The organism is Sphingopyxis sp. HIX, from assembly GCF_001468285.1.
In the GTDB taxonomy this organism is placed as follows: Bacteria; Pseudomonadota; Alphaproteobacteria; order Sphingomonadales; family Sphingomonadaceae; genus Sphingopyxis.
On the sequence record NZ_LNSB01000024.1, the window covers coordinates 1 to 21,279 of the forward strand.

Below are 21,279 nucleotides of genomic sequence, written 5' to 3' on the forward strand. Positions count from 1 at the left end.
GAGGTTCGCAACCAATATAATGCGCAGCAACTGCGCACACTATCATGGGAATTCGCCGGTTACGCCGCGCTCCTCCGCATTACCGCTTCCTCGCGATAACAGGTCATCCACAACAATCTCGACGCCGCGATGGAGGCGGCCGGGGTCACCAGCTCGCTCCATGGGACGCTCAACCCACAGGCCAAGTCCGCCGCGCGCTCGGCCTTCGAGAGCACGAAGCAGCGCTTCTTCAATCACCTCATCACCGCGATGCAGACGCCGAGCACGATCGCGAGCATCGCGCGCGATCTCGAAGACGGTCATGCAGCGGTCGTGCAAATCGTCTCGACTGGCGAGGCGCTGCAGGAGCGTCGGCTCGCGGAAATTCCGACCGAGGAGTGGGACGATGTGTCGGTCGACATAACGCCGCGCGAATATGTCCTCGACTATCTGCAGCACAGCTTCCCGGTCCAGCTCTACGAGCCATGCGAAGACAGCGAGGGCAATCTTTCGTCGCGCCCGGTGTTCGACGACAATGGCAACCCGGTGATGAACCGCGAAGCGGCCCGCTACCGCGACGCCATGATCGAGAAGCTCGCCGCGCTGCCGCCGGTCCCGGGTGCGCTCGACCAGATCGTCCAGCATTTCGGGCCCGACGCGGTTGCCGAGGTCACGGGCCGGTCGCGTCGGATCGTCCCGAAGGCCGATGGCGAGGGCATCGTGCGCTTCGCGGTCCAGAACCGTCCCGGCAGCGCCAACCTAGGCGAGACCCACGCCTTCATGGACGATGCCAAGCGCATCCTGGTCTTCTCGGAGGCCGGCGGCACCGGGCGCTCCTATCATGCCGACCTCGGGGTCAGGAACCAGCGCCGCAGGGTCCACTATCTGCTCGAAGCGGGCTGGAAGGCCGACACCGCGATCCAGGGCTTCGGCCGGACGAACCGCACCAATCAGAAGCAGCCGCCGCTGTTCCGTCCGGTCTCGACCGACGTGAAGGCGCAAAAGCGCTTCATCTCGACGATCGCGCGTCGTCTCGACACGCTGGGCGCGATCACCCGCGGCCAGCGTCAGACGGGCGGCCAGAATATGTTTCGGCCCGAGGACAATCTCGAGAGCGCCTACGCCCGCGATGCGCTTCGCCGCCTCTACCAGCTGCTCGTCGACGGCAAGGTCGAGGGATGCTCGCTGCTGACCTTCGAGGCGGCGACCGGTCTGTCACTTCTCGACGAGGGCGGCGGGCTCAAGGAGGAACTGCCGCCGATCACCACCTTCCTCAACCGCATGCTCGCGCTCACCATCGATCTTCAGAACATCCTGTTCGAGGCCTTCGAGGGTCTGCTCGTTGCGCGGATCGAGGGGGCGATGGCATCCGGCACTTACGAGGTCGGGCTCGAAACCCTGCGGGCGATGAGCTTCATCGTCTCGTCGCGCCAGACCATCTACACGCATCCCGGGACGGGCGCGGCGACCGAGCTTTTGACCGTCGAGAGCAAGGACCGGATCATACCGTTCGATCTCGACGAGGCGATCGAGTTTGCGGCCGGTGGGCATGGCGAACTCGTCGTGAATGCGAGGTCCGGCCGGGCGGCGCTGCGCCAGCGTGCCCGCAGCGTCATAGACGACGACGGCAATGTGCATCGCCGCATCGGGCTGCAGCGACCGGTCGAGCGCACGCTCATGCATCTCGAGGATTATGAGGCGAGCCATTGGAAGCCTTCGTCTGCCAGCGAGTTCCGATCAGTTTGGGCGGCCGAACTCGAAGGGATCCCCGAGTATGAGACATCGACGCTCTACATGGTGTCGGGGCTCCTACTGCCGATCTGGAAGCGACTCCCGAAGGAGTCCTCGCGCGTGTACCGGCTTCAGACCGACGAGGGCGAGCGGCTGATCGGGCGCAAGGTATCGGCAGGCTGGGTGGCGTCGGTGGTCCGCGACGGGCCGTGCGACCTGCCCAAGGCCGAGGCATGGCGCTTACTCGGGGCGGGCGAGGTGGCGTTCCAGCTTACCGAAGGCCAGACGCTGCGGCGCGTCCGGTCGATGAACGATTGGCGCATCGAGCTCAGCGGGTTCAACGACCTCGGCGTCGAGCGGCTCAAAGCCATGGGCTTGATCTCCGAGATCGTTTCGTGGAAGCTCAAGCTCTACGTGCCGGCAGGGGCTGCTGGCGCCGATGTGTTCGATGCGCTCGTCGATCGGTTTCCGATCCAGCGGGTCATCGACCGCAAGGCCGCCTGAAGGAGCCCCGCATGAGCAGTCCAGCTTCCGACATATCGCGACGCCTCGGGGAGAATGCCGAGGCTGTGTGCCGCCGCTATCTCTCCAACGGCCGCCGAGAAGGCCATTACTGGATGGTTGGCGACATTCGAAACGCGCCCGGGCGAAGTCTTTATGTGCGGCTCGGCGCGAGCGGAGACGGTGGGTCTCCGGGAAAATGGACCGATGCCGCGACCGGCGATCATGGCGATCTCCTCGACATCATCGCCGCGAGCTGCGGCCATGCGGGGTTTCGCGAGACGCTGGATGAGGCGCGTCGATTCCTGAGCCTGCCTCCGCCTCCCGAGATGCCCCGAAATCCTCGACCGCCAAAGGCGCCGACCGGATCGCCGGAGTCGGCTCGGCGTTTGCTGGCAGCGACAAAGCCTCTCCTCGGCACGCTTGGAGCCGAATATCTGCGCGGACGGTCGATCACCGAGCTTTGTCCCGATGCTCCTCTCCGCTTTCACCCCCACTGCTATTACCGCTCTTCCACCCACGATGATCCGGTCGGGCGGCCGGCGTGGCCGGCGATGATCGCAGCGGTGACCAATCTCGCGGGTTCGGTCACGGGCGTCCACCGAACCTGGCTCGACCCGGAGACCAAAGACAAGGCACCGGTTGCCGATCCGCGCCGCGCAATGGGCCACCTTCTCGGAAATGGCGTCCGCTTCGGAATTGCGGGGGCCGTCATGGCAGCGGGTGAAGGGATCGAGACGATGCTCTCGATCCGCCAGGTCATGCCGACCCTGCCCATGATCGCGGGACTGTCAGGCGCGCATCTTGCCGCCATCGCGTTCCCCGATGCGCTGCGGCGGCTCTATGTCGCGCTTGACGACGATCCCGCCGGCATGGTCGCACTGTCCACGCTTCGCGAACGCGCAGGAGTGGCCGGCATCGAGCTCATTCCCCTTGAGCCGCTCAATGACGACTTTAACGCTGACCTCAGGAAGCTGGGTCGAAGCGCAATGGCGGCCTCGCTCCGCCGGCAATTGGCAACCGCGGATCGCCTGCAGCTTCTTTGATTGGTGGCGGATTGCCGGGAGGGTTAGCGAGCGGCGTGGGAGCCTTGCGGCTTCTCTGTTGCGGTGCGCGCCCGGCCTTCGCGAGAGGGCGACTGCGGCAGGCGGGGCGGGGCAACAATGGCGTGCGTGCGGCTATTTTCCGCCGGGGCCTCGCGGCCCCTTTGCATCGCGAAACAAAATAGCCGCGCGCTCGCCATCCTTCGCTGCGCTTCGGTCGCGGCGCGCCGCGATGCAGCCCCGCTCCGCATGCCGCCTTCCGTCGCCACGAAGGCCGCACGAGGCGCGGCTTGGACAGACGGAGACCCATGATGCAAGGCGACGCCACCCCGCACGACTGTCCCGCCGAACCCGGCACCACGGCCTATTTGCTACAGGAGATGCAGCTCTTCGGCCACCGTCCGTTCGAAGACGAACCTGACCCGAGACCGCTTCCCGACGCGCATCTTGCCGGCGGCGCGATCGCGGACATGTTCGATGCGCTGGCCGGATGTCTCGTCGAAACCCGGATCGAGCCCGATCTCGACGACCTCCTCTGGAACCTGGTCAACATCTTCCACCGGGCCGGCGAACGTGTCGAGCGCGCGCTCGACGACAATGAGCAGCTCCAGCGCCGCCTCCAGCGCGAGCAGGACGGCAGCGAGATCCGGTCGGTCGAACTCGAGCGGGCAACCCGAGAGGGCATCTCGCTCCTCGAACGGCGCGATACCATGGAGTTCTTCCGCGAGGCAGCCGCCGAGCAGTTCCGCATCCTGCTGCGCAAGGCCTGGGCGCCGCGAACCGGGTCGCGCGCGCATCGCCGCGCGATGACGGCATCGCTGATCGACAGCCGCGATTTCCTCGACGCAAGACTTCGCGAGAAAGCCGCGGCCCTGCTACCCGAAGGAACGCGGATCGCTTTCACCGGCGGAAGCGATACCGGCGATCACAACGCCGTCTGGACTGCGCTGGACAAGGTTCGGGCGCGGCATGTCGACATGATCCTGCTTCACGGGGCGGCGCCTACGGGGGCCGAACGTGCGGCTGCCTGCTGGGCCGATAGTCGGGGCGTGGCGCAGGTCGCCTTTCGGCCCGACTGGAACCGCCATGGCAAAGCGGCCCCATTCAAGCGCAACGACCGGATGCTCGAGGCGCTGCCCGTCGGCCTCATCGTCTTTCCGGGAAGCGGCATACAGGACAATCTCGCCGACAAGGCGGCGCGGATGGGTATCCCGCTCTGGGATTTCCGGCGCGCAACGCGCTGAGCCGCAGATTGCCCGTCGCGGCGTACCGCCCGTCGTTCATCGCCGGCATCCGATGCCGCATCGATCCGCCTGCACGCTATAACGCGGCACCGCTCGGGCCGGGGAGGCGCCGTGCTTCCGCAGGCAGAAGGGCCCGTCGGGGACATCCGAGGCTTCCAGCCTGCCGGCGCCCTCCTACCGATCGGCCCCGCTCGGATATCGGTGTGCAGCCTCTCGGCGCGGCCGCGCCGCAGCTAAAGGCCCTCGGTCAATATTGCTGCTCCGGGACGCGAAGCACAAGCCCGTCGAGCCGATCATCGAGCTTGATCTGGCAGGCAAGCCGACTTTCCGTCGTGGTTCCCTCAGCAAATTGGAGCAAGTCGGCCTCCATACTGTCATCCGCCAGGCGGCCGACCCGGTCGATCCACGCAGGATCGACATGGACGTGGCAAGTTGCACAGGCGCATTGGCCTCCGCAATCGCCGTCGATGCCCGGAACCTCGTTGAACAGAGCCGCCTCGCGCGCCGTCATGCCAGGTTCGATTTCAACCGGAAACCGCCGACCGTCATGGGCGACGAAGGTGACCTTCACCATAAGATTGTGACCTTCCCTTGGTGCATCGATCAATGCGCGTGAAGTTTGACCGGCAGGCGGGTGATGCCGCGAACGAGATTGGAGAGCAGGCGTTCGGGCTCACCCACCATCTCGACAAGGCGGAAGCGCTTGTGGATCTCTTCCCAGATGATCCGCAGCTGCAGTTCGGCAAGACGGTTGCCCATGCAGCGATGGATCCCGTAGCCGAATGACAGATGCTGGCGCGGGTTCTTTCGGTCGATGATGAATTCTTCGGGCCTCTCGATCACCGTTTCGTCCCGGTTGCCCGAGAGATACCACATGACGACCTTGTCGCCCTTGGCGATGCGCTTTCCGCCGATCTCGCTATCCGCCAGCGCGGTCCGGCGCATATGGGTCAACGGGGTCTGCCAGCGGATGATCTCGGGGACCATACTGCCGATCAGCGAGGGGTGCTGGCGCAGCTTCTCATATTGATCGGGGTTCTGGTTGAGCGCGATCACACCCCCGCTGATCGAGTTGCGCGTGGTGTCGTTCCCGCCGACGATCAGCAAGAGCAGGTTGCCCAGAAATTCGAGGAAGGGCATTTCACGCGTGGCCGGCGAATTCGCCATCATCGTGATCAGGTCGCTACCCTCGGAGCGGTCGATGCGTTGATCCCAAAGGCCCTTGAAATACATGGCGCACTCGATCAGCTCCTGGCGGCGCTGCTCGTTGCTCTCGACGATGCCGGATCCCGGAATCGCGGTGGTTACGTCCGACCAGCGCGTCAGCTTGGCCCGCTCGTCCCAAGGAAAATCGAACAGCGTCGCAAGCGTCATCGTCGTCAGTTCGACCGAAACGCTCTTCACCCAGTCGATTTCTTCGCCCACCGGCAGGGAATCGAGAATGGCCCCGGCCCGTTCGCGGATCACCGGTTCGAGCAACAGCAGGTTGGATGGTGCCACTGCCGGCGTAACCGCCTTGCGCTGCGCGTCATGCTTGGGCTGGTCCATCGCGATGAACATTTCGAGCTCGAGATTGGTCGCGTCGTTGTGCATGTCCTGGATGGCGATGCCGCCCAACTTGGCTTCGGACGAAAACAGCTTGTGATTGGTATCGACCGCCATGATGTCGTTGTACCTGGTGATCGACCAATAGGGTCCGAAGGCGCTCTCCGAACAATAATGCACCGGATCCTCGCGCCGCAACCGCTCGAAGAAGGCTCCGACCTTGTCGCTCTGGAACAGGCTCGGACGAGAGACGTCGATTTCCGCAAGCGGGATTTCGGCAATTGGGCGGTCCGGTTCTTCGCGATCCGGACCGGACTGCATCGATCGCGTAGCCATGACCGCGCCACTCCCTTTCCTGTGTCGGGTGCGGCATAGGAGAAACATGCCGATTCGTCAATAATAGTATAAGCTTTTACGGGTCACTCCCCCAAGTAACCCGGCATATGACCCATGTGTTGACAATATCTCGTCGAAATCTTATCAGAATTATATGCAATCAAGCCGCAATCCCGCCCGCACCGTGGCACTCGGCAGTGGCCAGGCTCCGGCCAAGGCCAAGCGTGCGCTGGTGCTGGCTCGCGAAATAGTCGATGATATCGAGAGCAGGGCGCAAGGACCCGGAGACCGGCTGCCCCCCGAAGACGTCATGCTGGCGCGCTACGATGTGGCGCGGGCAACGCTTCGCGAGGCGCTGCGCTTTCTTGAATTGCAGGGTGTCATCCACCTCGCCCAGGGCCGGGGGGGCGGGCCGGTCATCACGCGACCCCAGACCGCCGATTTCGCCAGTTCGATGGCGTTGATCCTCCAATTCATGGACACCGATCTTCGGGCGCTGCTCGAGTTGCGCGAGGCGGTCGCCCCGACGGTTGCGGCGCGGGCGGCCGAAATGGCAACCGTCGCGGATCTCGCCGCGCTCGAGGATTGCCTGGGACGACTCGAGCGCGAGCGAGACGGAGCGGAATTCGAGGAAACCAATCGCCGGTTTCACGATCTGCTGGGCTGGGCCAGCGGCAACCCCACATTTGGCCTGCTTGTCTCCGCACTGCACTTGTTGACCCGCAACATGTCGATAAGCCTGGGCTATTCGGCCCAGGAACGCGACACCCAGCTGCGGTGCCTTGGCCGCGTGCTGCACGCCGTCCGGATGCGCGATGCGGCGGGCGCGCGCCGCCAGATGGAGCGGCTGATCGCTGGTTCGACAACCTACCTGGCCGAGCGCAGTCCCGATCTGCTCGCGCAAAAGGTGCGCTGGGGGAACGCAAGCAGGCTAGCTTGAAGGGAGAGAGGCAATGGCCTTGAACAGCCGCATTTGTGAGTTGCTGAAGATCGATTACCCGATCGTGCTTGCGGGAATGGGCGGGGCAAGCGTTCCGGCGCTGGCGGCTGCGGTTTCCAATGCCGGCGGGCTGGGCGTGCTTGGCGCCGCGGCCTGCGCGCCCGAGCGGCTGCGGGCATGGATTCGCCAGATCCGCGAACTGACAGACAAACCGTTCGGGGTCGATACGCTGCTCCCTGCCTCGGTACGCCGCGGCAAGCCCGCCCCAGATGGCGCGGCGCCCGTCGATCCGATGGAGCTTGCTGCCGAATATCGCCAGTTCGCTGAGGAATTCATGGCCCGCGAGGGGTTGGCCAAGGCCGATAGCGAGGCGGCGCGACGCGCGATCGGCGGACGGGATGCAGAAGGCGGCCCGCCGCTCTTCTCGAAGGAGTTCTTCGAGGCGCAGATGGAAGTCGTGATCGAGGAAAAGGTGCCGGTCTACGCCGCCGGGCTCGGTAACCCCGGCCCGTGGATGGACCGGCTCCACGCAAACGGGACCATCGTCATGGCGGTTGTCGGCAAGGTCCAGCACGCGCGCCAGGTGGTCGAGAGCGGTATCGACGTGATCGTCGCCCAGGGCCATGACGGCGGGGGGCATAATTCGCCGATCGGGACGATCTCGCTGATCCCGCAGGTGGTCGATGCCGTCGGCGACAGGGTGCCGGTGCTCGGCGCGGGCGGCATATCCGATGGCCGGGGGGTCGCCGCTGCCTTCATGCTGGGTGCCGAAGGGGCCTGGGTTGGCACGGCATTCCTTGCCACGGAAGAGGCGGGGATCGAGGACTTCCAGAAGGAGGCGATCGTCGAAGGCGGCGATTCCGATACCGTGGTCAGTCGTTCGATCACCGGCAAGCCGGCACGAATGATCCGGAACAAATGGGCTGACGCGTGGGTCGCGGCAGGCAAGGAACCTTTGCCGATGCCATATCAGTCGATGATCGCCGGCCCGGTCATGGCCGCCGGTATCGAGGCAAGGCGCAAAGATATTCTCCCCGGGTTCGCCGGGCAGGGCATCGGCCTGATCCACGCGGTGCGCCCCGCGGCTTCGGTCATGGCCGATCTGGTTTCCGAGGCCGAGAAGGCCCTCGCGCTGGCCAGCCGTTTTCGCTGACCCGGTGGCGAGGCGCGTGAACGGTTTTTCCGACAAGGCCGCGATTACCGGAATTGGCGAGACCGATTTCGTCAAGGGCAGCGAACGCAGCGCGGTCGACATGATGCTGGAGGCCTCGCGTCGCGCGATCGCCGACGCGGGGCTCAAACCGGGAGACATCGACGGCATGGTCCCGCCGCCGATCTATACGACCTCGGAGGAAATGGCCGCCAATTTGGGGATCCACGTGCTGCGTTACGCAGCCACCGTCCACATGGGCGGAGCCAGTCCCACGACCGCACTGCAAAATGCGGCCATGGCTATCGCGTCTGGTCTGTGCGACCATGTTCTTGTCACGCTTGGCTGGAACGGTTTTTCCGCGCTGCGACCAAAAGCCGGCGCACCGCCGACCCGGTCGATGAACATGACCACGCTCACCAACACGATCCAGGGCTATTACATCCCCTATGGTGTGTTTCTGCCGGTGCAGATGTACGCCTGGCTGGCGACCCGCCACTCGCGGCTGTTCGGAGTAGGGCCGGAGGCAATGGGCGCCGTGGCGCTGGCCTGCCGAAAACATGCCCAGCTGAATCCCAGGGCCTATACCTACGGGCGGCCATTGGACTGGGATACCTACGCGACCTCCCGCTGGATCTCCGAACCCTTTCGGCTTTATGATTGCTGCCTCGAAACCGACGGAGCCTGCGCGGTGGTGGTCTCGCGGATCGACCGCGCGCGCGACATGCCGCACGTGCCCGTGACGATCGCCGGAGCGGCCGAAGGGCACCCCTATCCCGCCGACGACATTCCCTCCCGCCCGGATCCGTTCAAGATCGGACTCTCCTACGCCGCTCCGAAAGCGTTCGCGATGGCCGGCATGACCCGCGAGGACATGGATTTCCTGCAAATCTACGACTGTTTCACTTATGTCGTGCTGCTGCAGCTCGAAGCGCTGGGGTACTGCGAGCCGGGCGGGCAGCTCGATTTCGTCCGGGACGGGCAGATCGAGCTGGGCGGGCGCTATCCACTCAATACCCATGGCGGACTGCTCAGCGAGGCCCATGTCTGGGGCCTCAACCATGTGGTCGAGGCGGTCCGCCAGCTGCGCCATGACTGCGGAGATCGGCAGGTCGAGAACGCCCAGACCGGCCTCGTCACCGGCTGGGGCGATCTGGGCGACGGCAGCATCGCCATCTTGCGGAGGTTCTCATGAGCGGGGATAGCGAACTTCCTCCCAAGCTGCGCCCCGATGCGCAGGCCGTTCCGGCGAAGCCGCGTCCGCGTCCGCAGGACCCCGTCGAACAGGAATTCTGGAGATTGTGCCAGGACGGCCGGCTGCATTTCCAGCGTTGCGCCTCCTGCGGCACCTGGCGGCACCTTCCCCGCTATATGTGTGCACGCTGCGGCTCCCCCGATTTCGCCTGGCAGCCCAGCAGCGGCAAAGGCACCTTATTCTCTTGGACCGTTACGCATCAGGCCCTGCACCCGGCTTTCGCCGACGAAATCCCGCTCGTTGCCGCGGTCGTCGAGCTCGAGGAAGGGGTGCGGATGGCCTCGAGACTGATCGAATGCTCTCCCGACGCGCTCGAACTCGACATGCCGGTCGAACTGACCTTCGAGACGCTGGGCGACGATTTCCGGTTGCCGGTGTTCCAGCCGGCCGCGCCTGGAGACATTGCGCCATGAACCTCGAATATGGGCCCGAATATGAGCGCTTCCGCGACGAAGTGCGCGATTTTCTCGCCGGCAACAGGCACCGCGCACCGCACGCGTCGCAGCGCGCCGCCCGGCCCGATGCCGCTGCGGTTGCCTGGCAGAAGCTGCTGATCGAGCATGGCTACACCGCCAGGACCATCCCGGGAGAATATGGCGGCTACGGGGCCGAACCCGATATATTGAAGGCCCGGATCATCGCGGAGGAGTTCGCCCGCGCGGGCGTCCCGGCCGGGCTTTCCAACCAGGGCATTTCGATGCTTGTTCCCACGCTGCTCGAGCTGGGCACCGAAGAGCAGAAGCGCCGCTGGATCGAGCCGACCTTGCGGGGCGAAATCGTCTGGTGCCAAGGCTATTCGGAACCCGGCGCAGGGTCGGATCTTGCCAGCCTGCGCACCAGCGCCCGCGAGGAAGATGGTCACTTCGTGATCAACGGGCAGAAGATCTGGACCAGTACCGCGCGGCAGGCCGACATGATCTTCTGTCTGGTGCGGACCGAGGCCGAGGCGCCCAAGCACGCGGGTATTTCCTATCTGATCTTCCCGATGGATCTGCCGGGGATCGAGGTTCGTCCGCTCAAGACGATGACCGGACGCGCCGAATTCAACGAGACCTTCTTCACCGACGTCCGGGTACCGGTCGATCAGATCGTGGGCCAGCGCGGCCAGGGCTGGTTTGTCGCCAATGCCACGCTTGGCCATGAACGCGGGATGCTGGGCGATCCCGATGCCCTTGAAAACAGGTTGCTGGCCCTGATCCGGCTGATGCGGGACGAACGGGTCGGATCGGCCCGGGCGATAGACGATCCCGTGCTGCGCGACCGCCTCGTCGCCCTGCAGGCGGAGGTCGCGGCGATGAAGTACAACGGGATGCGCGTGCTTTCGAACCAGCTCAAGGGCGACGCGGGGGGCATGGCGAAGCTGATCGTCAAGCTGCAGAGTTGCGAGCTGGCGCATCAGATCTCGGCCCTGGCGATCGACGCGATGGGCGAAATGGGCATCCTCTACAGCGACAGTCCGCGCGTGCGCGAGGGCGGGACATGGCAGTGGAACTACATGTTCCAGCTGGGTCTCATCATCGGCGGCGGCACGGCCCAGATTCAGAAGAACATCATCGCCGAACGTGGCCTCGACATGCCGCGCGAGCCGCGACTTGCGCTGGCCTCTGCCGAGGGCCGGAAGGACGTGGCCTGATGGATTTCGGTCTTTCCTCCGAACAGGAGATGCTCGGCGAAACGGTCCGGCGCTGCCTCGCGGAAACCTGCCCCCTCGATCATGTGCGCTTCTGTGTGGATGCGGGCAGCGCGGTCAGCGATCGTGTCATGGCTGCTTTCCATGAAATCGGGCTGACCGGCCTGATGGTTCCCGAAGCGCATGGCGGACTGGGAATGACGATGCTCGATGCGGCGGTGGTCGCCGAACAGCTCGGTCGGGCCGTGGCGCCCGTACCGTTTCTGGGGCGCAGCGTGCTCGCCCCGCTCGCGCTGATGCTGGCAGGCTCGCCCGCGCAGCAGGCCGACTGGCTACCCCGGATTGCCTCCGGCGCGGCGCGCTTCGGCGTCGCGATCGCAGGCATCGTCGAAGAGCGTGATGGTGCTTCGGTCCGGATCGAAGACGGCGGGCTGACCGGCACCGCGCTGTTCGCGCTCGACTTCGAGGGGGCGGACCATTTCATTGTCGCCGATGCGTCGGGGCGCCTTCACCTGCTTGCTGCCGCGACGACCGGGGTCGAACCGATCGCCTTGCAGACGATCGATGCGACGCGAAGCGTAGGAGAATTGCGGTTGACCGGCGCGGCGGCCGAGCCCCTTGCCGACGACGGCGGACTTGCGACGCGGCGGCTGCGCGACGCCGGCCGGATATTGCTAGCGGCAGATAGCCTTGGCGCGGGCGAAGCGATGATCGAGCAGGCGGTTGCCTATGCCGCAGAGCGTGAGCAGTTCGGGCGGGTCATCGGCAGTTTTCAGGCGGTCAAGCACATGTGCGCCGAGATGGCGGCGCGGCACGAACCATGCCGTGCGTTGGTGTGGTACGCCGCGCATGCCTTCGACGTCCTTCCCGACGAGGCGGCACTCACGGCCTGTTTCGCGAAATCGCATACAGGCGAGGTCCACCGCTTCGTGGCGAGGACGGCTACGGAGGTGCACGGCGGCATGGGCTTTACCGACCTGCTTGGTCTGCACTTCTGGTTCAAGCGGATCGGCTTCGACCGCCAGCTTCTGGGCGGACCGGAGCGGGTCAGGGCTGAAGCGGCGCAGCTTCAAGGATTGAACGCGGCGACACGATAAGGCGGGAGAGAGGAAGAGAATGACTGCTTGGAACTTTGGCGACATTCTCGATGCGATCGAACCCGTGCTCCCGCACGACGCCCCCGCGCTGATCCATGGGGACCGGCTGATCACCTGGCCGGAAATGTCCGCCCGGTCCAACAATCTTGGGCGCGCGCTGCGCAATGAGGGGATCGAAGCCGGGGCCAAGGTCGCCTTCTACATGCGGAACCGCCCGGAATATGGCGAAACGATGGCGGCCTGCTTCAAGGCTCGGCTGACCCACGTCAATATCAACTATCGTTACAAGCCCGACGAGGTGCTTTACATCTTCGACGATTCCGATGCCGAGGTGATCGTCTACAGCAGCGAATTCCGCGATTGCATCGTCGAACTGAAGGACCGCCTCGGCAAGGTCCGGATCTTTGTCGAAATCGGCGATCCGGCGGAAATCGCCTCTTTTGCCGAACCCTATGAAGCACTGGCGACGCAAGGAGACGGATCGCGGCTGGACGTGGTCCGTTCTCCCGACGACATGCTGTTCATCTACACGGGCGGCACCACGGGCATGCCCAAAGGTGTGATGTGGCGGCACGACGACCTTCGGAGGGCGCAACTCGATACCGCCGGTTTGCTCGGCCCGGCGCCCCTGGACCTGGATGATACGGTCGATATGATCCGCGCCGACGGCCCTGGCCGGATCTTTCTCCCTGCCTGCCCGATGATGCATGGAACCGGCCTTCTATCTGCCCTCGGCGCGATGATGGGAGGTGGCTGCATCGTCACGCTCGACAGTCCGTCGTTCGATGCAGCCGAGCTATGGCGCGGAGTCGAGAAGCACGCCGTGCAGTCCATCGCGATCGTCGGCGATGCCTTCGCCAAGCCAATGCTGGCCGCTCTGGACGACGCGCCGGAGCAATTCGATACCTCAAGCCTGGGCTCGATCATCTCATCGGGCGTCATGTGGAGCCGCGAGGTCAAGGAAGGGTTGATCCGGCACATCCGGCAAGTGGCGTTGATGGACGCCTTCGGTGCATCCGAAGGGCTGGGTTACGGACTGTCGGTGACCACCGCTCAGGGGTCCGTCCAGACCGCGAGGTTCGTGATCGGCGAGCATTGCGACATATTCGACGAAAATGACGCCAGGGTCGAAGCGGGGAGCGGGATTCCCGGCTTCATTGCCCGCAAGGGCGCCATACCGGCAGGCTATTACAAGGACCCGGAAAAGTCTGCGAAGACGTTTCGGACCATTGACGGTGTGCGCTACTCGATCCCCGGCGACTGGTGCCGGGTGGAGGCCGATGGCAGCCTCACTCTGCTTGGACGGGGAAGCGTCTGCATCAACACGGCCGGCGAAAAAGTCTATCCCGAGGAAGTCGAGGAGGTGCTCAAGACCCATAAGTCCGTGTCCGATGCGCTCGTCGTTGGCGTACCGGACGAGAAATGGGGCCAGGCGGTGACCGCGGTGGTTCGCCTCGAGGAGAGCGCCGAGTTCGACGAGACCGAGATCAAGGCGCACGTCCGCAAGCGTCTGGCGGGCTACAAGACCCCGAAGTCGGTTTACCGTGCCACCATCCCGCTGCGCGCGTCGAACGGAAAGGCCGACTATGCCGCGGTAAGAGACTTCGCGATATCGCAAGGCGCGACGACGTGAACAACGGACCGGTTGGCGACTGTGAGGCGTTGATCGTCGGCGCCGGCTTCAGCGGGGTCTACCTGCTCCACCGGTTGCGCGAGGCGGGCTTCGATGCGAGGCTGATCGATGCAGCCGACGAGCCGGGCGGCATCTGGTACTGGAATTGCTATCCCGGCGCGCGCGTCGATTCGCAGGTGCCGATCTACGAATATTCGATCCCCGAGCTGTGGCGCGACTGGACCTGGCGCGAACGCTATCCCGGATGGCGTGAGCTGCGCGCCTATTTCCGCCATGTCTGCGACCGCCTGTCGCTCTGGTCGCACATCACCATGGGGACCCGGGTGGCAAGCGCCCACTGGGACGAGAGCGAGCGCATCTGGCGCGTGACGACGGACGGCGGCGATATGTTGCGGGCGCGCTACCTGCTGCCATGCCTTGGCTTTGCGGCACAGGCCCATGTGCCCGAGATCGCGGGATTGGAAAGCTTCGCGGGGGAATGGCACCACACGGCGCACTGGCCGCAGCAGGGGCTGTCCATGGCCGGCCGGAAGGTGGCGATCATCGGCACCGGAGCCAGCGGAGTCCAGGTGGCGCAGGAAGCGGCCGCCGAAGCGGCGCAGGTCACCCTGCTGCAGCGCACGCCAATCCTCGCGCTGCCGATGCGACAGGAAACTCTGACGATCGCGCAACAGGAGCGGGAGAAGCTTGGCTATCCGGCGATCTTTGCAGCTCGCCTTCAGACCTCTGGCGGTTTCGATACGGGCAGCGTCGACACTTCGGCGCTCGATGTCGATGCGGAGGCAAGGCGATGCTTGTTCGAAAAGCAATGGCAGGCTGGGGGTTTGCGTTTCTGGTACGCCAATTTCGCCGATCTGCTGACCAGCGAACAAGCCAACCGCCACGCCTATGATTTCTGGCGCGACAAGGTGAGGGCGCGAATTGCCGATCCGGCCTTGCACGAAACCCTGGCACCAAGCGAACCGCCGCACCCGTTCGGAACCAAGCGTCCCTCGCTCGAGCGAAACTATTACGAGATATTCGCTCAGGAAAATGTCGCGCTGGTGGACCTCGCGCGGACACCGGTGCAGCGGATCATAGCCGAGGGGATCGAAACCGACGACGGGTTGATCGAATGCGACCTGATCGTTTTCGCTACCGGCTTCGATGCCGGACGCGGCGGCCTGATGCAGATCGATATTCGGGGCCGGAATGATCTCAGACTTGCCGACACCTGGCGCGAACAGGTGACTGCCTATCTCGGCTATGCCGTGCACGGCTTCCCCAACCTGGCCTATCTCTACGGGCCGCTGAGCCCGTCGGGTTTCGCCAACGGCCCGACGGCAGCGGAAATCCAGGGGGACTGGGTCCGGGATTTTCTGGTGACGCTGCGCGACCGCGGCTTCACGCGGTTTGAAGCGGAAGAGGATGCCGAGCGTGAATGGACCGAGGGGGTCGCCGCGATCGGGTCCATGACGCTCTTTCCCCGGGCAATGTCCTGGTACATGGGCGACAATATTCCTGGTAAACCTCGACAATTGCTCAACTATCCCAGCGTGATCGGTTTCGCCAAGATTTCCGAAGACGTGGCAGCGGACGGGTATCGCGGCTTCGCGCTGGCATGAACGAAAGCAACGACCGATGACCGAGACTGTCCCCGATATCGTGCAAGAATGGGTATCTGACCCGTCGGTCCTGCCGGACTGGTTTGTCGCGGCGCTGGCGGTTCCGCGCGAGGAAGGCTTCGTGACAGTCGATGGCGTGCGCATTCACTATTTCCGATGGGGTAATCCCGCGGCGCCGCCGGTCCTGATGACCCACGGCTTCCTGTCGCACGCCCGCTGCTTTGCCTTCATCGCGCCATTCCTGTCCCGCGATTACCACATAGTCGCCTACGATCTTTCCGGCATGGGCGACAGCGACGTGCGCCCCGACTGCGACATGGCGGCGCGCGGGCGCGAGATGATCGGGGTCGCCAATGCCCTTGGCCTGTTCGGCCACGCTCGCAAACCCATCCTGGTAGCGCACAGCTTCGGGTCGGCCGTAGCCCTGCAGGCTCTCGAACTCGCGCCGGCCGCATTTGCGGGAGTGATAATCTGTGACATGATGATTCTACGCCCGTCGGAACTGGAAAAATATTGGAGCAACGGCCGCAGCAGTCCCGGCTCGGGCGATCCCGACAAGCCTCATCGGCGCTATCCCGATTACGCGAGTGCGCGGTCCAGGTTCGTGCTGGCCCCGCCACAGCCGGTGGGCGAACCTTTTCTGATGGATTACATGGCCTATCATGCGCTCCGCCGCCAACGGGCCGAGTGGGTGTGGAAATTCTCCCCGGCAGTCTTCCGGCGCGACAATTCTCGCCGCCTGTGGCTCGAAATCGGTCCCCGGCTGATCGCCGCACCTGGTCGAAAGGCGATTGTCCACGGCGAGCAGAGCCAGCTCTTCACGCCCGATTCCCACCTCTACGTGCGCGAACTGGGAGGGGAAGATATCCCCATCATCGCGATTCCGGACGCACAACATCACTTGATGCTCGACCAACCTCTCGCCTTTGCCGCTGCCTTGCGGGCACTGATCGAAGAGTGGTCCAAGGGTGACGGTTCGATGCGCGCGGCAGCAGCAGATGTTCGGCAGGACCCGATGGGCACGGCGGGAAGCAACTGAATTGCGCGCGCACCAAAGTGTTTCGATGCAGCTCGACCCAAGGAGACACATATGACCAATGCACCCCAGGTTCCCGAACCGAAGCCCGCCGCGACGTTGCTCCTGGTCCGCGACCAGCCCGAGTTTCAGGTCCTGATGGTCAAGCGCCATCACCAGATCGATTTTGCATCCGGAGCCTTGGTCTTTCCAGGCGGCAAGACGCATGATGGCGACAAGGACGAGCGTTGGTCCGAGCATGCGATCGGGTGGAACAATCTGGATGCGGTCCAGCGAACCCTGCGCATCGGGGCGATCCGCGAGGCATTCGAGGAAACGGGGATTCTGCTGGCGCAGACCGCCCAAGGCGCGCCGTTTGAGGGCGCTTGCGACGCATCGGCGCGCAGCGCGGTCGAGACGGGCGAAATCGCTTTCATCGATGTGGTTCGCGAATTGGGCGTGCGCCTCGATCTCGATGCACTTGCCACCTTCGCCCGGTGGATTACCCCGATTATCATGCCCAAGCGGTTCGATACCTGGTTCTACACCATAAGCGCGCCGCCGAGACAGGTGGCGGCCTGTGACGGACGCGAGACCGTCGATGTGGAATGGATCTCGCCGCGGGAGGCGATCCGATTGGCGGCGGCGGGCGAGCGGACCATCATCTTTCCGACCTTGATGAACCTGCAGCTGCTCGCCGAGGCAGAAAGTGCGGAGGATTGCATTTCGCGCGCAAGGCAACGCAGGCTCGTGACCGTGCTGCCCGAGGTCTCGGAAGAGAATGGAGAACCCGTTCTGGTGCTGCCGCCCGACGCTGGATACGGTCCCGTTTCGATGCCCCTGAAGAATCTGGGCGCCTGATTCCAGGGGACCTGCCGCTAGCGGGCGAAGGTTGAAATCGGTCGAACGCCGGCCGATCTCTCGAAATAATGGCCTCAATCTGGTTATATCTTCCGAATATATTTGAATAATATGGACTTGTCCCGCATTTTCAGATTCTCCCAAGATCGCCTTGACCAGCGGCGATCGACCGTTGCGGGCCGGCCAGCCTTGTGAGAGGGCAGGGGTCGCCTGCACTGACGAGGAGCACGCGGACCGGGCAGGTCGGAAACGCCGGTCGGCGCGCTATAGGTCATAATGCCGACGATGGACGCCGCGCATGCATTTGCGCTCGACGTCAGTCATGTAAAGGACGGGGCGGCGCTCGCCGACCTCCTGTCAGAGGCCTGCCGCGCCATGGGCTGCTCCTGGTTCGCGCTGAGCCATCACGTCGATTTTCTCGCTGCGCCCGATCGCGGCATTCGCATCCATAACTATCCCGAGGAATGGGCGCATTGGTTCGACGAGCGGAAACTCGGCGTGACCGATCCGGTCCATCGTGCGAGCCAGCGGAGTTCGGCGGGGTTCCTGTGGCACGATATGAAGCCGTTGGCAGGCGAACGGCGCGAGGACGAGATGATCCTCGGCGAGGCGCTACGGCACGGCATTGGCGACGGGCTCACGGTCCCCGCTCATATTCCCGGCGATGCGCATGGATCGGTATCGTTCGCCTGGAAGCCGGGGATCGCGGCGAACGCCGATGCGCTGCAGTTCGCTCGCATGATCGGAGGCGCGGCCTTCGATGCTGCGCGGCAAATCGGCAATCCGGCCCTCGCGCGCATCGCGCCGCGGCTCACCGATCGGCAGCGCGAATGCCTGATATGGGCCGCCAAGGGGGAACCGGTCTGGAAGATCGGGCTTATTCTCGGTCTCAGTCCCGATACGGTCCGCGAGCATCTGCGCAATGCGCGCCAGCGTTATGAGGCGAATGGCGGGATCACGCTGACCGTGCGGGCGCTGTACGATGGCGACATCAGCTTCGAGGACATCGCGAAGCGCTGAGAAAAATCGTGGACACCCCCCTATCATGCTATGGTGCGGGTCCGAAAAGCCGTTCAATTGGAACGCCTCTTTCAGAAGGAGGCTTATCCATGCTGCTAATCGTCGACCAACAAAACCGGACCCGCGAGCACCTGGTGCTGAGATCCATGTTCGAGGCGCGCAAGCGCGTCTTCATCGATCTCCTGAAATGGGACCTGCCCGCGCTCGCCGGCCGCTACGAGCTCGACCAGTTCGACAATGAGGACGCGATCTACCTGATCGTCGCGACCGAGGAGGGCGATCATCTCGCCTCGGCCCGCCTGCTGCTGACGACCCGGCCCGCGCTGCTCGACACGCTGTTTCCGGGTCTCGTCGAGGGTGAGGTGCCGCAAGGTCCCGATGTGCTCGAGATCACGCGCTTCTGCCTGTCGCCGGGCATCGGGGCGCGCGAGCGCAGGATCGCACGCGACGCGCTCCTGGTAGGCCTCGCCGAGTTCGCCCTCGCCAATGGCGTACGCACCTACACCGGCGTCGCCGAGCTCCCTTGGTTCCGCCAGATCCAGACTTTCGGCTGGGACTGCCGCGCCCTTGGCGAACCCGTGCTCCATCGGGGACAAGCGCTCGCGGCGCTGCGGATCGAGATCGACGCCTCGACGATTGCCAAGCTCGCTGCGGCCGGCATCGCCAGCGACGCCGCGGCGACCGACGCCGCCTGCGCCGCGTGAGGAGAGAACGATGCTGATCAATCATGCTGCGCTCGACGCACGTTCGCCTCGATCCCCGGCAGCCCGCGACCTCATGGGAAGGGGCTATACGGTTCTCCGCGACGCCGTTCCGGCTTCGCTAATCGGCGCGATCGCCGAGGATCTCGGGCCACGCTACGAGGCGACGCCTTTTTGTGAAGGCGGCTTCTACGGGACAAGGACCAAGCGGTTCGGCCGCCTTCTGATCCGCTCGCCACATATGGCCGATCTGGTCATGAACTCTGCCGTCCTCGAGCTCGCCGAGATCGTACTCGGGAACTGGTGCGACCGGATCCAGCTCAATCTCACCCAGGCGATCGAGCTTCATCCCGGCGCTCTCGCGCAATTCCCGCACCGTGACCAGAATATGTGGCAGGGTGCGCTTGGCGAGGTCGAATATCTCGTCAATGTCATGTGGCCGCTTACCCCCTTCACCGAGGAGAATGGCGCGACGATCATCTGGCCGGACAGCCATGGCGTCGAAGCGTTGGTGGAGGAATCGAAGGAAACCCCGATCGTTGCGGAGGCCCAGCCCGGCGACGCGATCGTCTTCCTCGGCTCGACACTGCACGGCGCCGGCGGAAATCGGAGCGGCAGCGTCCGCCGCGGAATCATCGTCAGCTACTGCCTCGGCTGGCTCAAGCCCTACGAGAACCAGTGGCTGGCCTATCCGCCGGAGATTGCACGGACATTCGCGCCAGGCCTCGCGGCGCTTGCCGGCTATGCGCAGCATCGTCCCAATCTCGGCAATTTCGAGGGGCAATGTCCGTCGGTGCTGTTCAATGGCTACCCCGCCGACCCAATCGCCGCGGTCGATGCGCTCCGGCCCGATCAGCAGGCCCTTCTCGCCGACTATGTCGCCGGGCAGCCGCCGGAAGGAGAAGGCGAGCGCGGGGCGTTGGCGGCATGAGCCCTGGTGCCACGATGGAGCGGGTCTATCTGGATTTGAAGGCACGCATATTGTCTGGCGCCTATCCGCCAGGCACTCGCCTCGAGGCCGCGCAGCTTTCGAGAACGCTTGCCTCGAGCGCCACTCCGGTCCGCGATGCCCTCTACCGCCTCTCGGGGGAGCGGATCATCGAGAGCTGGCACCAGGAGGGGTTCCGGCAGCCCCTCCTTGGCGAGGCCGATCTCGTCGACCTCTATGGCTGGGCCGGGGCGCTCCTGTCGATGGCGCTCAAGGGGCGGTCCCCGCGGCCTGACTTGCCCGGCGGCCTGATCGAACTTGCGGCTCACGACTCCTATCCGGAGGCGATCGAAAGTCTCTTCCGGACCATCGCGACCGGCAGCTCGAATGGCGAACTTCGCGCCGCGATCGTCAATATGGTGGAGAGGAGCATGACAATTCGCTCGCTGGAGGTCCGCGTTGATGCCGACGCGCACGATGCTTTGAAGGCAATGGCGGAGGATTATCGCTTCGGGCGCTGGAGCGCTTTGCGCAGCAAAATCACGCGCTTCCATCGCCGGCGAGCCGGGTTCGCCGGGCGCGTTGCTGCCGAGATCCGCAAGCGCTCGGAACCCTTGCGATAATATTCGGACGATATGAGTCGTATAAAATTCCTATACGGCGCCGCCGCCCTAGCTTCGATCGAGCCGCAATTCCGCGGCATCTTGGAAGGAAACGATCATGGATCGCGAAACCAATGAACTGATCGAACTCGGCACCGTCACGACGGACACCGCCGGCGACGATCCGCTGGGCATCGAAGGTGCCGGCAAGTTCAAGGTCACCGGGCTCACCCAGGACTGACCACGGCGCCGGGGGCCGGGCAGCCGGCTCCCGGCATCGCCCTTCGATGATCGAGGAAAGGAAATGACCATGGAACGCGAACCCCAGGAGCTCGTCGAGCTCGGCACTGTCACGACCGATACCGCCGGCGACGAAGGCCTGCCGATCGAATCCGGCGGGCGCATGCTGCGCCCCGGTCTCGTCCAGGACTGACGGCACCCCGGGGGCCCGGCGGTGCCGGGTC

Annotated in this window: 21 protein-coding genes; 19 read left to right on the forward strand and 2 right to left on the reverse strand. The window is 64.6% G+C overall.

Annotated features, from left to right (window positions below; all coding sequences use genetic code 11):
- Positions 1–249 precede the first annotated feature (249 nt).
- The 3 genes from ATE62_RS12555 (at position 250) to ATE62_RS12565 (ending at position 4,498) form a co-directional block, all read left to right on the forward strand.
- A complete protein-coding gene (locus ATE62_RS12555) occupies positions 250–2,214 on the forward strand; it encodes a strawberry notch C-terminal domain-containing protein (protein WP_231736262.1) in 1,965 nt (654 codons plus the stop codon).
- Between the two features lie 11 nt (positions 2,215–2,225).
- On the forward strand, positions 2,226–3,257 hold the full coding sequence (locus ATE62_RS12560; RefSeq protein ID WP_058807750.1) for a DUF7146 domain-containing protein: 1,032 nt from the start codon (positions 2,226–2,228) through the stop codon (positions 3,255–3,257).
- A gap of 308 nt (positions 3,258–3,565) precedes the next feature.
- Positions 3,566–4,498, forward strand: a complete 933-nt coding sequence (locus tag ATE62_RS12565) for a DUF2493 domain-containing protein (RefSeq protein WP_058807811.1) — start codon at positions 3,566–3,568, stop codon at positions 4,496–4,498.
- Positions 4,499–4,745: 247 nt separating this feature from the next.
- On the opposite strand, the gene ATE62_RS12570 is transcribed toward ATE62_RS12565, so the two are convergent.
- On the reverse strand, positions 4,746–5,072 hold the full coding sequence (locus tag ATE62_RS12570; RefSeq protein WP_058807751.1) for a 2Fe-2S iron-sulfur cluster-binding protein: 327 nt from the start codon (positions 5,070–5,072) through the stop codon (positions 4,746–4,748).
- Positions 5,073–5,101: 29 nt separating this feature from the next.
- On the reverse strand, positions 5,102–6,160 hold the full coding sequence (locus tag ATE62_RS12575; RefSeq protein WP_231736261.1) for a cytochrome P450: 1,059 nt from the start codon (positions 6,158–6,160) through the stop codon (positions 5,102–5,104).
- Positions 6,161–6,533: 373 nt separating this feature from the next.
- Between ATE62_RS12575 and ATE62_RS12580 the strand changes: the two genes are divergently transcribed.
- The 16 genes from ATE62_RS12580 (at position 6,534) to ATE62_RS24035 (ending at position 21,248) form a co-directional block, all read left to right on the forward strand.
- On the forward strand, positions 6,534–7,319 hold the full coding sequence (locus tag ATE62_RS12580; RefSeq protein ID WP_058807753.1) for a FadR/GntR family transcriptional regulator: 786 nt from the start codon (positions 6,534–6,536) through the stop codon (positions 7,317–7,319).
- Positions 7,320–7,332: 13 nt separating this feature from the next.
- The gene (locus ATE62_RS12585) at positions 7,333–8,472 is read left to right on the forward strand and encodes an NAD(P)H-dependent flavin oxidoreductase (protein ID WP_058807754.1); all 1,140 of its coding nucleotides are present in this window, start codon (positions 7,333–7,335) and stop codon (positions 8,470–8,472) included.
- A gap of 16 nt (positions 8,473–8,488) precedes the next feature.
- Positions 8,489–9,664, forward strand: coding sequence for a thiolase C-terminal domain-containing protein (locus tag ATE62_RS12590; RefSeq protein WP_058807755.1), 1,176 nt, complete (start codon positions 8,489–8,491; stop codon positions 9,662–9,664).
- Entirely contained in the window at positions 9,661–10,137 is a 477-nt protein-coding gene (locus ATE62_RS12595) for a Zn-ribbon domain-containing OB-fold protein (RefSeq protein WP_058807756.1), read from the forward strand. Before ATE62_RS12590 ends, ATE62_RS12595 begins: the two co-directional genes overlap by 4 nt.
- Positions 10,134–11,357, forward strand: a complete 1,224-nt coding sequence (locus ATE62_RS12600; protein WP_058807757.1) for an acyl-CoA dehydrogenase family protein — start codon at positions 10,134–10,136, stop codon at positions 11,355–11,357. The genes ATE62_RS12595 and ATE62_RS12600 overlap by 4 nt, the downstream gene beginning before the upstream one ends.
- Positions 11,357–12,451 (forward strand): acyl-CoA dehydrogenase family protein, encoded by a 1,095-nt coding sequence (locus ATE62_RS12605; protein ID WP_058807758.1) that lies wholly within the window; start codon positions 11,357–11,359, stop codon positions 12,449–12,451. Before ATE62_RS12600 ends, ATE62_RS12605 begins: the two co-directional genes overlap by 1 nt.
- A gap of 19 nt (positions 12,452–12,470) precedes the next feature.
- On the forward strand, positions 12,471–14,084 hold the full coding sequence (locus ATE62_RS12610) for an acyl-CoA synthetase (protein WP_058807759.1): 1,614 nt from the start codon (positions 12,471–12,473) through the stop codon (positions 14,082–14,084).
- Positions 14,081–15,688, forward strand: coding sequence for a flavin-containing monooxygenase (locus ATE62_RS12615; RefSeq protein WP_058807760.1), 1,608 nt, complete (start codon positions 14,081–14,083; stop codon positions 15,686–15,688). Before ATE62_RS12610 ends, ATE62_RS12615 begins: the two co-directional genes overlap by 4 nt.
- Positions 15,689–15,704: 16 nt before the next feature.
- Positions 15,705–16,727, forward strand: coding sequence for an alpha/beta hydrolase (locus ATE62_RS12620; protein ID WP_082662786.1), 1,023 nt, complete (start codon positions 15,705–15,707; stop codon positions 16,725–16,727).
- Positions 16,728–16,778: 51 nt separating this feature from the next.
- The gene (locus ATE62_RS12625; protein ID WP_058807761.1) at positions 16,779–17,564 is read left to right on the forward strand and encodes an NUDIX hydrolase; all 786 of its coding nucleotides are present in this window, start codon (positions 16,779–16,781) and stop codon (positions 17,562–17,564) included.
- Positions 17,565–17,849: 285 nt separating this feature from the next.
- A complete protein-coding gene (locus ATE62_RS12630; protein WP_058807762.1) occupies positions 17,850–18,584 on the forward strand; it encodes a helix-turn-helix transcriptional regulator in 735 nt (244 codons plus the stop codon).
- A gap of 89 nt (positions 18,585–18,673) precedes the next feature.
- Positions 18,674–19,288 (forward strand): acyl-homoserine-lactone synthase, encoded by a 615-nt coding sequence (locus tag ATE62_RS12635; RefSeq protein WP_058807763.1) that lies wholly within the window; start codon positions 18,674–18,676, stop codon positions 19,286–19,288.
- 10 nt (positions 19,289–19,298) lie between these two features.
- Positions 19,299–20,216 carry a phytanoyl-CoA dioxygenase family protein gene (locus ATE62_RS12640; RefSeq protein WP_058807764.1) on the forward strand — a complete coding sequence of 306 codons (918 nt, stop codon included), beginning with the start codon at positions 19,299–19,301 and terminating at the stop codon, positions 20,214–20,216.
- Entirely contained in the window at positions 20,213–20,836 is a 624-nt protein-coding gene (locus ATE62_RS12645) for a GntR family transcriptional regulator (RefSeq protein ID WP_058818522.1), read from the forward strand. Before ATE62_RS12640 ends, ATE62_RS12645 begins: the two co-directional genes overlap by 4 nt.
- 97 nt (positions 20,837–20,933) lie before the next feature.
- Positions 20,934–21,056, forward strand: a complete 123-nt coding sequence (locus ATE62_RS24030; RefSeq protein WP_267463757.1) for a hypothetical protein — start codon at positions 20,934–20,936, stop codon at positions 21,054–21,056.
- Between the two features lie 69 nt (positions 21,057–21,125).
- Positions 21,126–21,248, forward strand: a complete 123-nt coding sequence (locus tag ATE62_RS24035; RefSeq protein WP_267463756.1) for a hypothetical protein — start codon at positions 21,126–21,128, stop codon at positions 21,246–21,248.
- Positions 21,249–21,279 lie beyond the last annotated feature (31 nt).

Bases quoted from the DNA above. Each gene is read 5' to 3' on its own strand.
- ATE62_RS12635 (WP_058807763.1), top strand. From the start codon at position 18,674: ATGCTGCTAATCGTCGACCAACAAAACCGGACCCGCGAGCACCTGGTG.
- ATE62_RS12620 (WP_082662786.1), top strand. From the start codon at position 15,705: ATGACCGAGACTGTCCCCGATATCGTGCAAGAATGGGTATCTGACCCG.
- ATE62_RS12640 (WP_058807764.1), top strand. From the start codon at position 19,299: ATGCTGATCAATCATGCTGCGCTCGACGCACGTTCGCCTCGATCCCCG.
- ATE62_RS12645 (WP_058818522.1), top strand. From the start codon at position 20,213: ATGAGCCCTGGTGCCACGATGGAGCGGGTCTATCTGGATTTGAAGGCA.
- ATE62_RS12555 (WP_231736262.1), top strand. From the start codon at position 250: ATGCAGACGCCGAGCACGATCGCGAGCATCGCGCGCGATCTCGAAGAC.
- ATE62_RS12580 (WP_058807753.1), top strand. From the start codon at position 6,534: ATGCAATCAAGCCGCAATCCCGCCCGCACCGTGGCACTCGGCAGTGGC.
- ATE62_RS12565 (WP_058807811.1), top strand. From the start codon at position 3,566: ATGCAAGGCGACGCCACCCCGCACGACTGTCCCGCCGAACCCGGCACC.
- ATE62_RS12575 (WP_231736261.1), bottom strand. From the start codon at position 6,160: ATGGCGGTCGATACCAATCACAAGCTGTTTTCGTCCGAAGCCAAGTTG.
- ATE62_RS12610 (WP_058807759.1), top strand. From the start codon at position 12,471: ATGACTGCTTGGAACTTTGGCGACATTCTCGATGCGATCGAACCCGTG.
- ATE62_RS24030 (WP_267463757.1), top strand. From the start codon at position 20,934: ATGGATCGCGAAACCAATGAACTGATCGAACTCGGCACCGTCACGACG.
- ATE62_RS12560 (WP_058807750.1), top strand. From the start codon at position 2,226: ATGAGCAGTCCAGCTTCCGACATATCGCGACGCCTCGGGGAGAATGCC.
- ATE62_RS24035 (WP_267463756.1), top strand. From the start codon at position 21,126: ATGGAACGCGAACCCCAGGAGCTCGTCGAGCTCGGCACTGTCACGACC.
- ATE62_RS12625 (WP_058807761.1), top strand. From the start codon at position 16,779: ATGACCAATGCACCCCAGGTTCCCGAACCGAAGCCCGCCGCGACGTTG.
- ATE62_RS12600 (WP_058807757.1), top strand. From the start codon at position 10,134: ATGAACCTCGAATATGGGCCCGAATATGAGCGCTTCCGCGACGAAGTG.
- ATE62_RS12595 (WP_058807756.1), top strand. From the start codon at position 9,661: ATGAGCGGGGATAGCGAACTTCCTCCCAAGCTGCGCCCCGATGCGCAG.
- ATE62_RS12570 (WP_058807751.1), bottom strand. From the start codon at position 5,072: ATGGTGAAGGTCACCTTCGTCGCCCATGACGGTCGGCGGTTTCCGGTT.
- ATE62_RS12630 (WP_058807762.1), top strand. From the start codon at position 17,850: ATGGACGCCGCGCATGCATTTGCGCTCGACGTCAGTCATGTAAAGGAC.
- ATE62_RS12585 (WP_058807754.1), top strand. From the start codon at position 7,333: ATGGCCTTGAACAGCCGCATTTGTGAGTTGCTGAAGATCGATTACCCG.
- ATE62_RS12605 (WP_058807758.1), top strand. From the start codon at position 11,357: ATGGATTTCGGTCTTTCCTCCGAACAGGAGATGCTCGGCGAAACGGTC.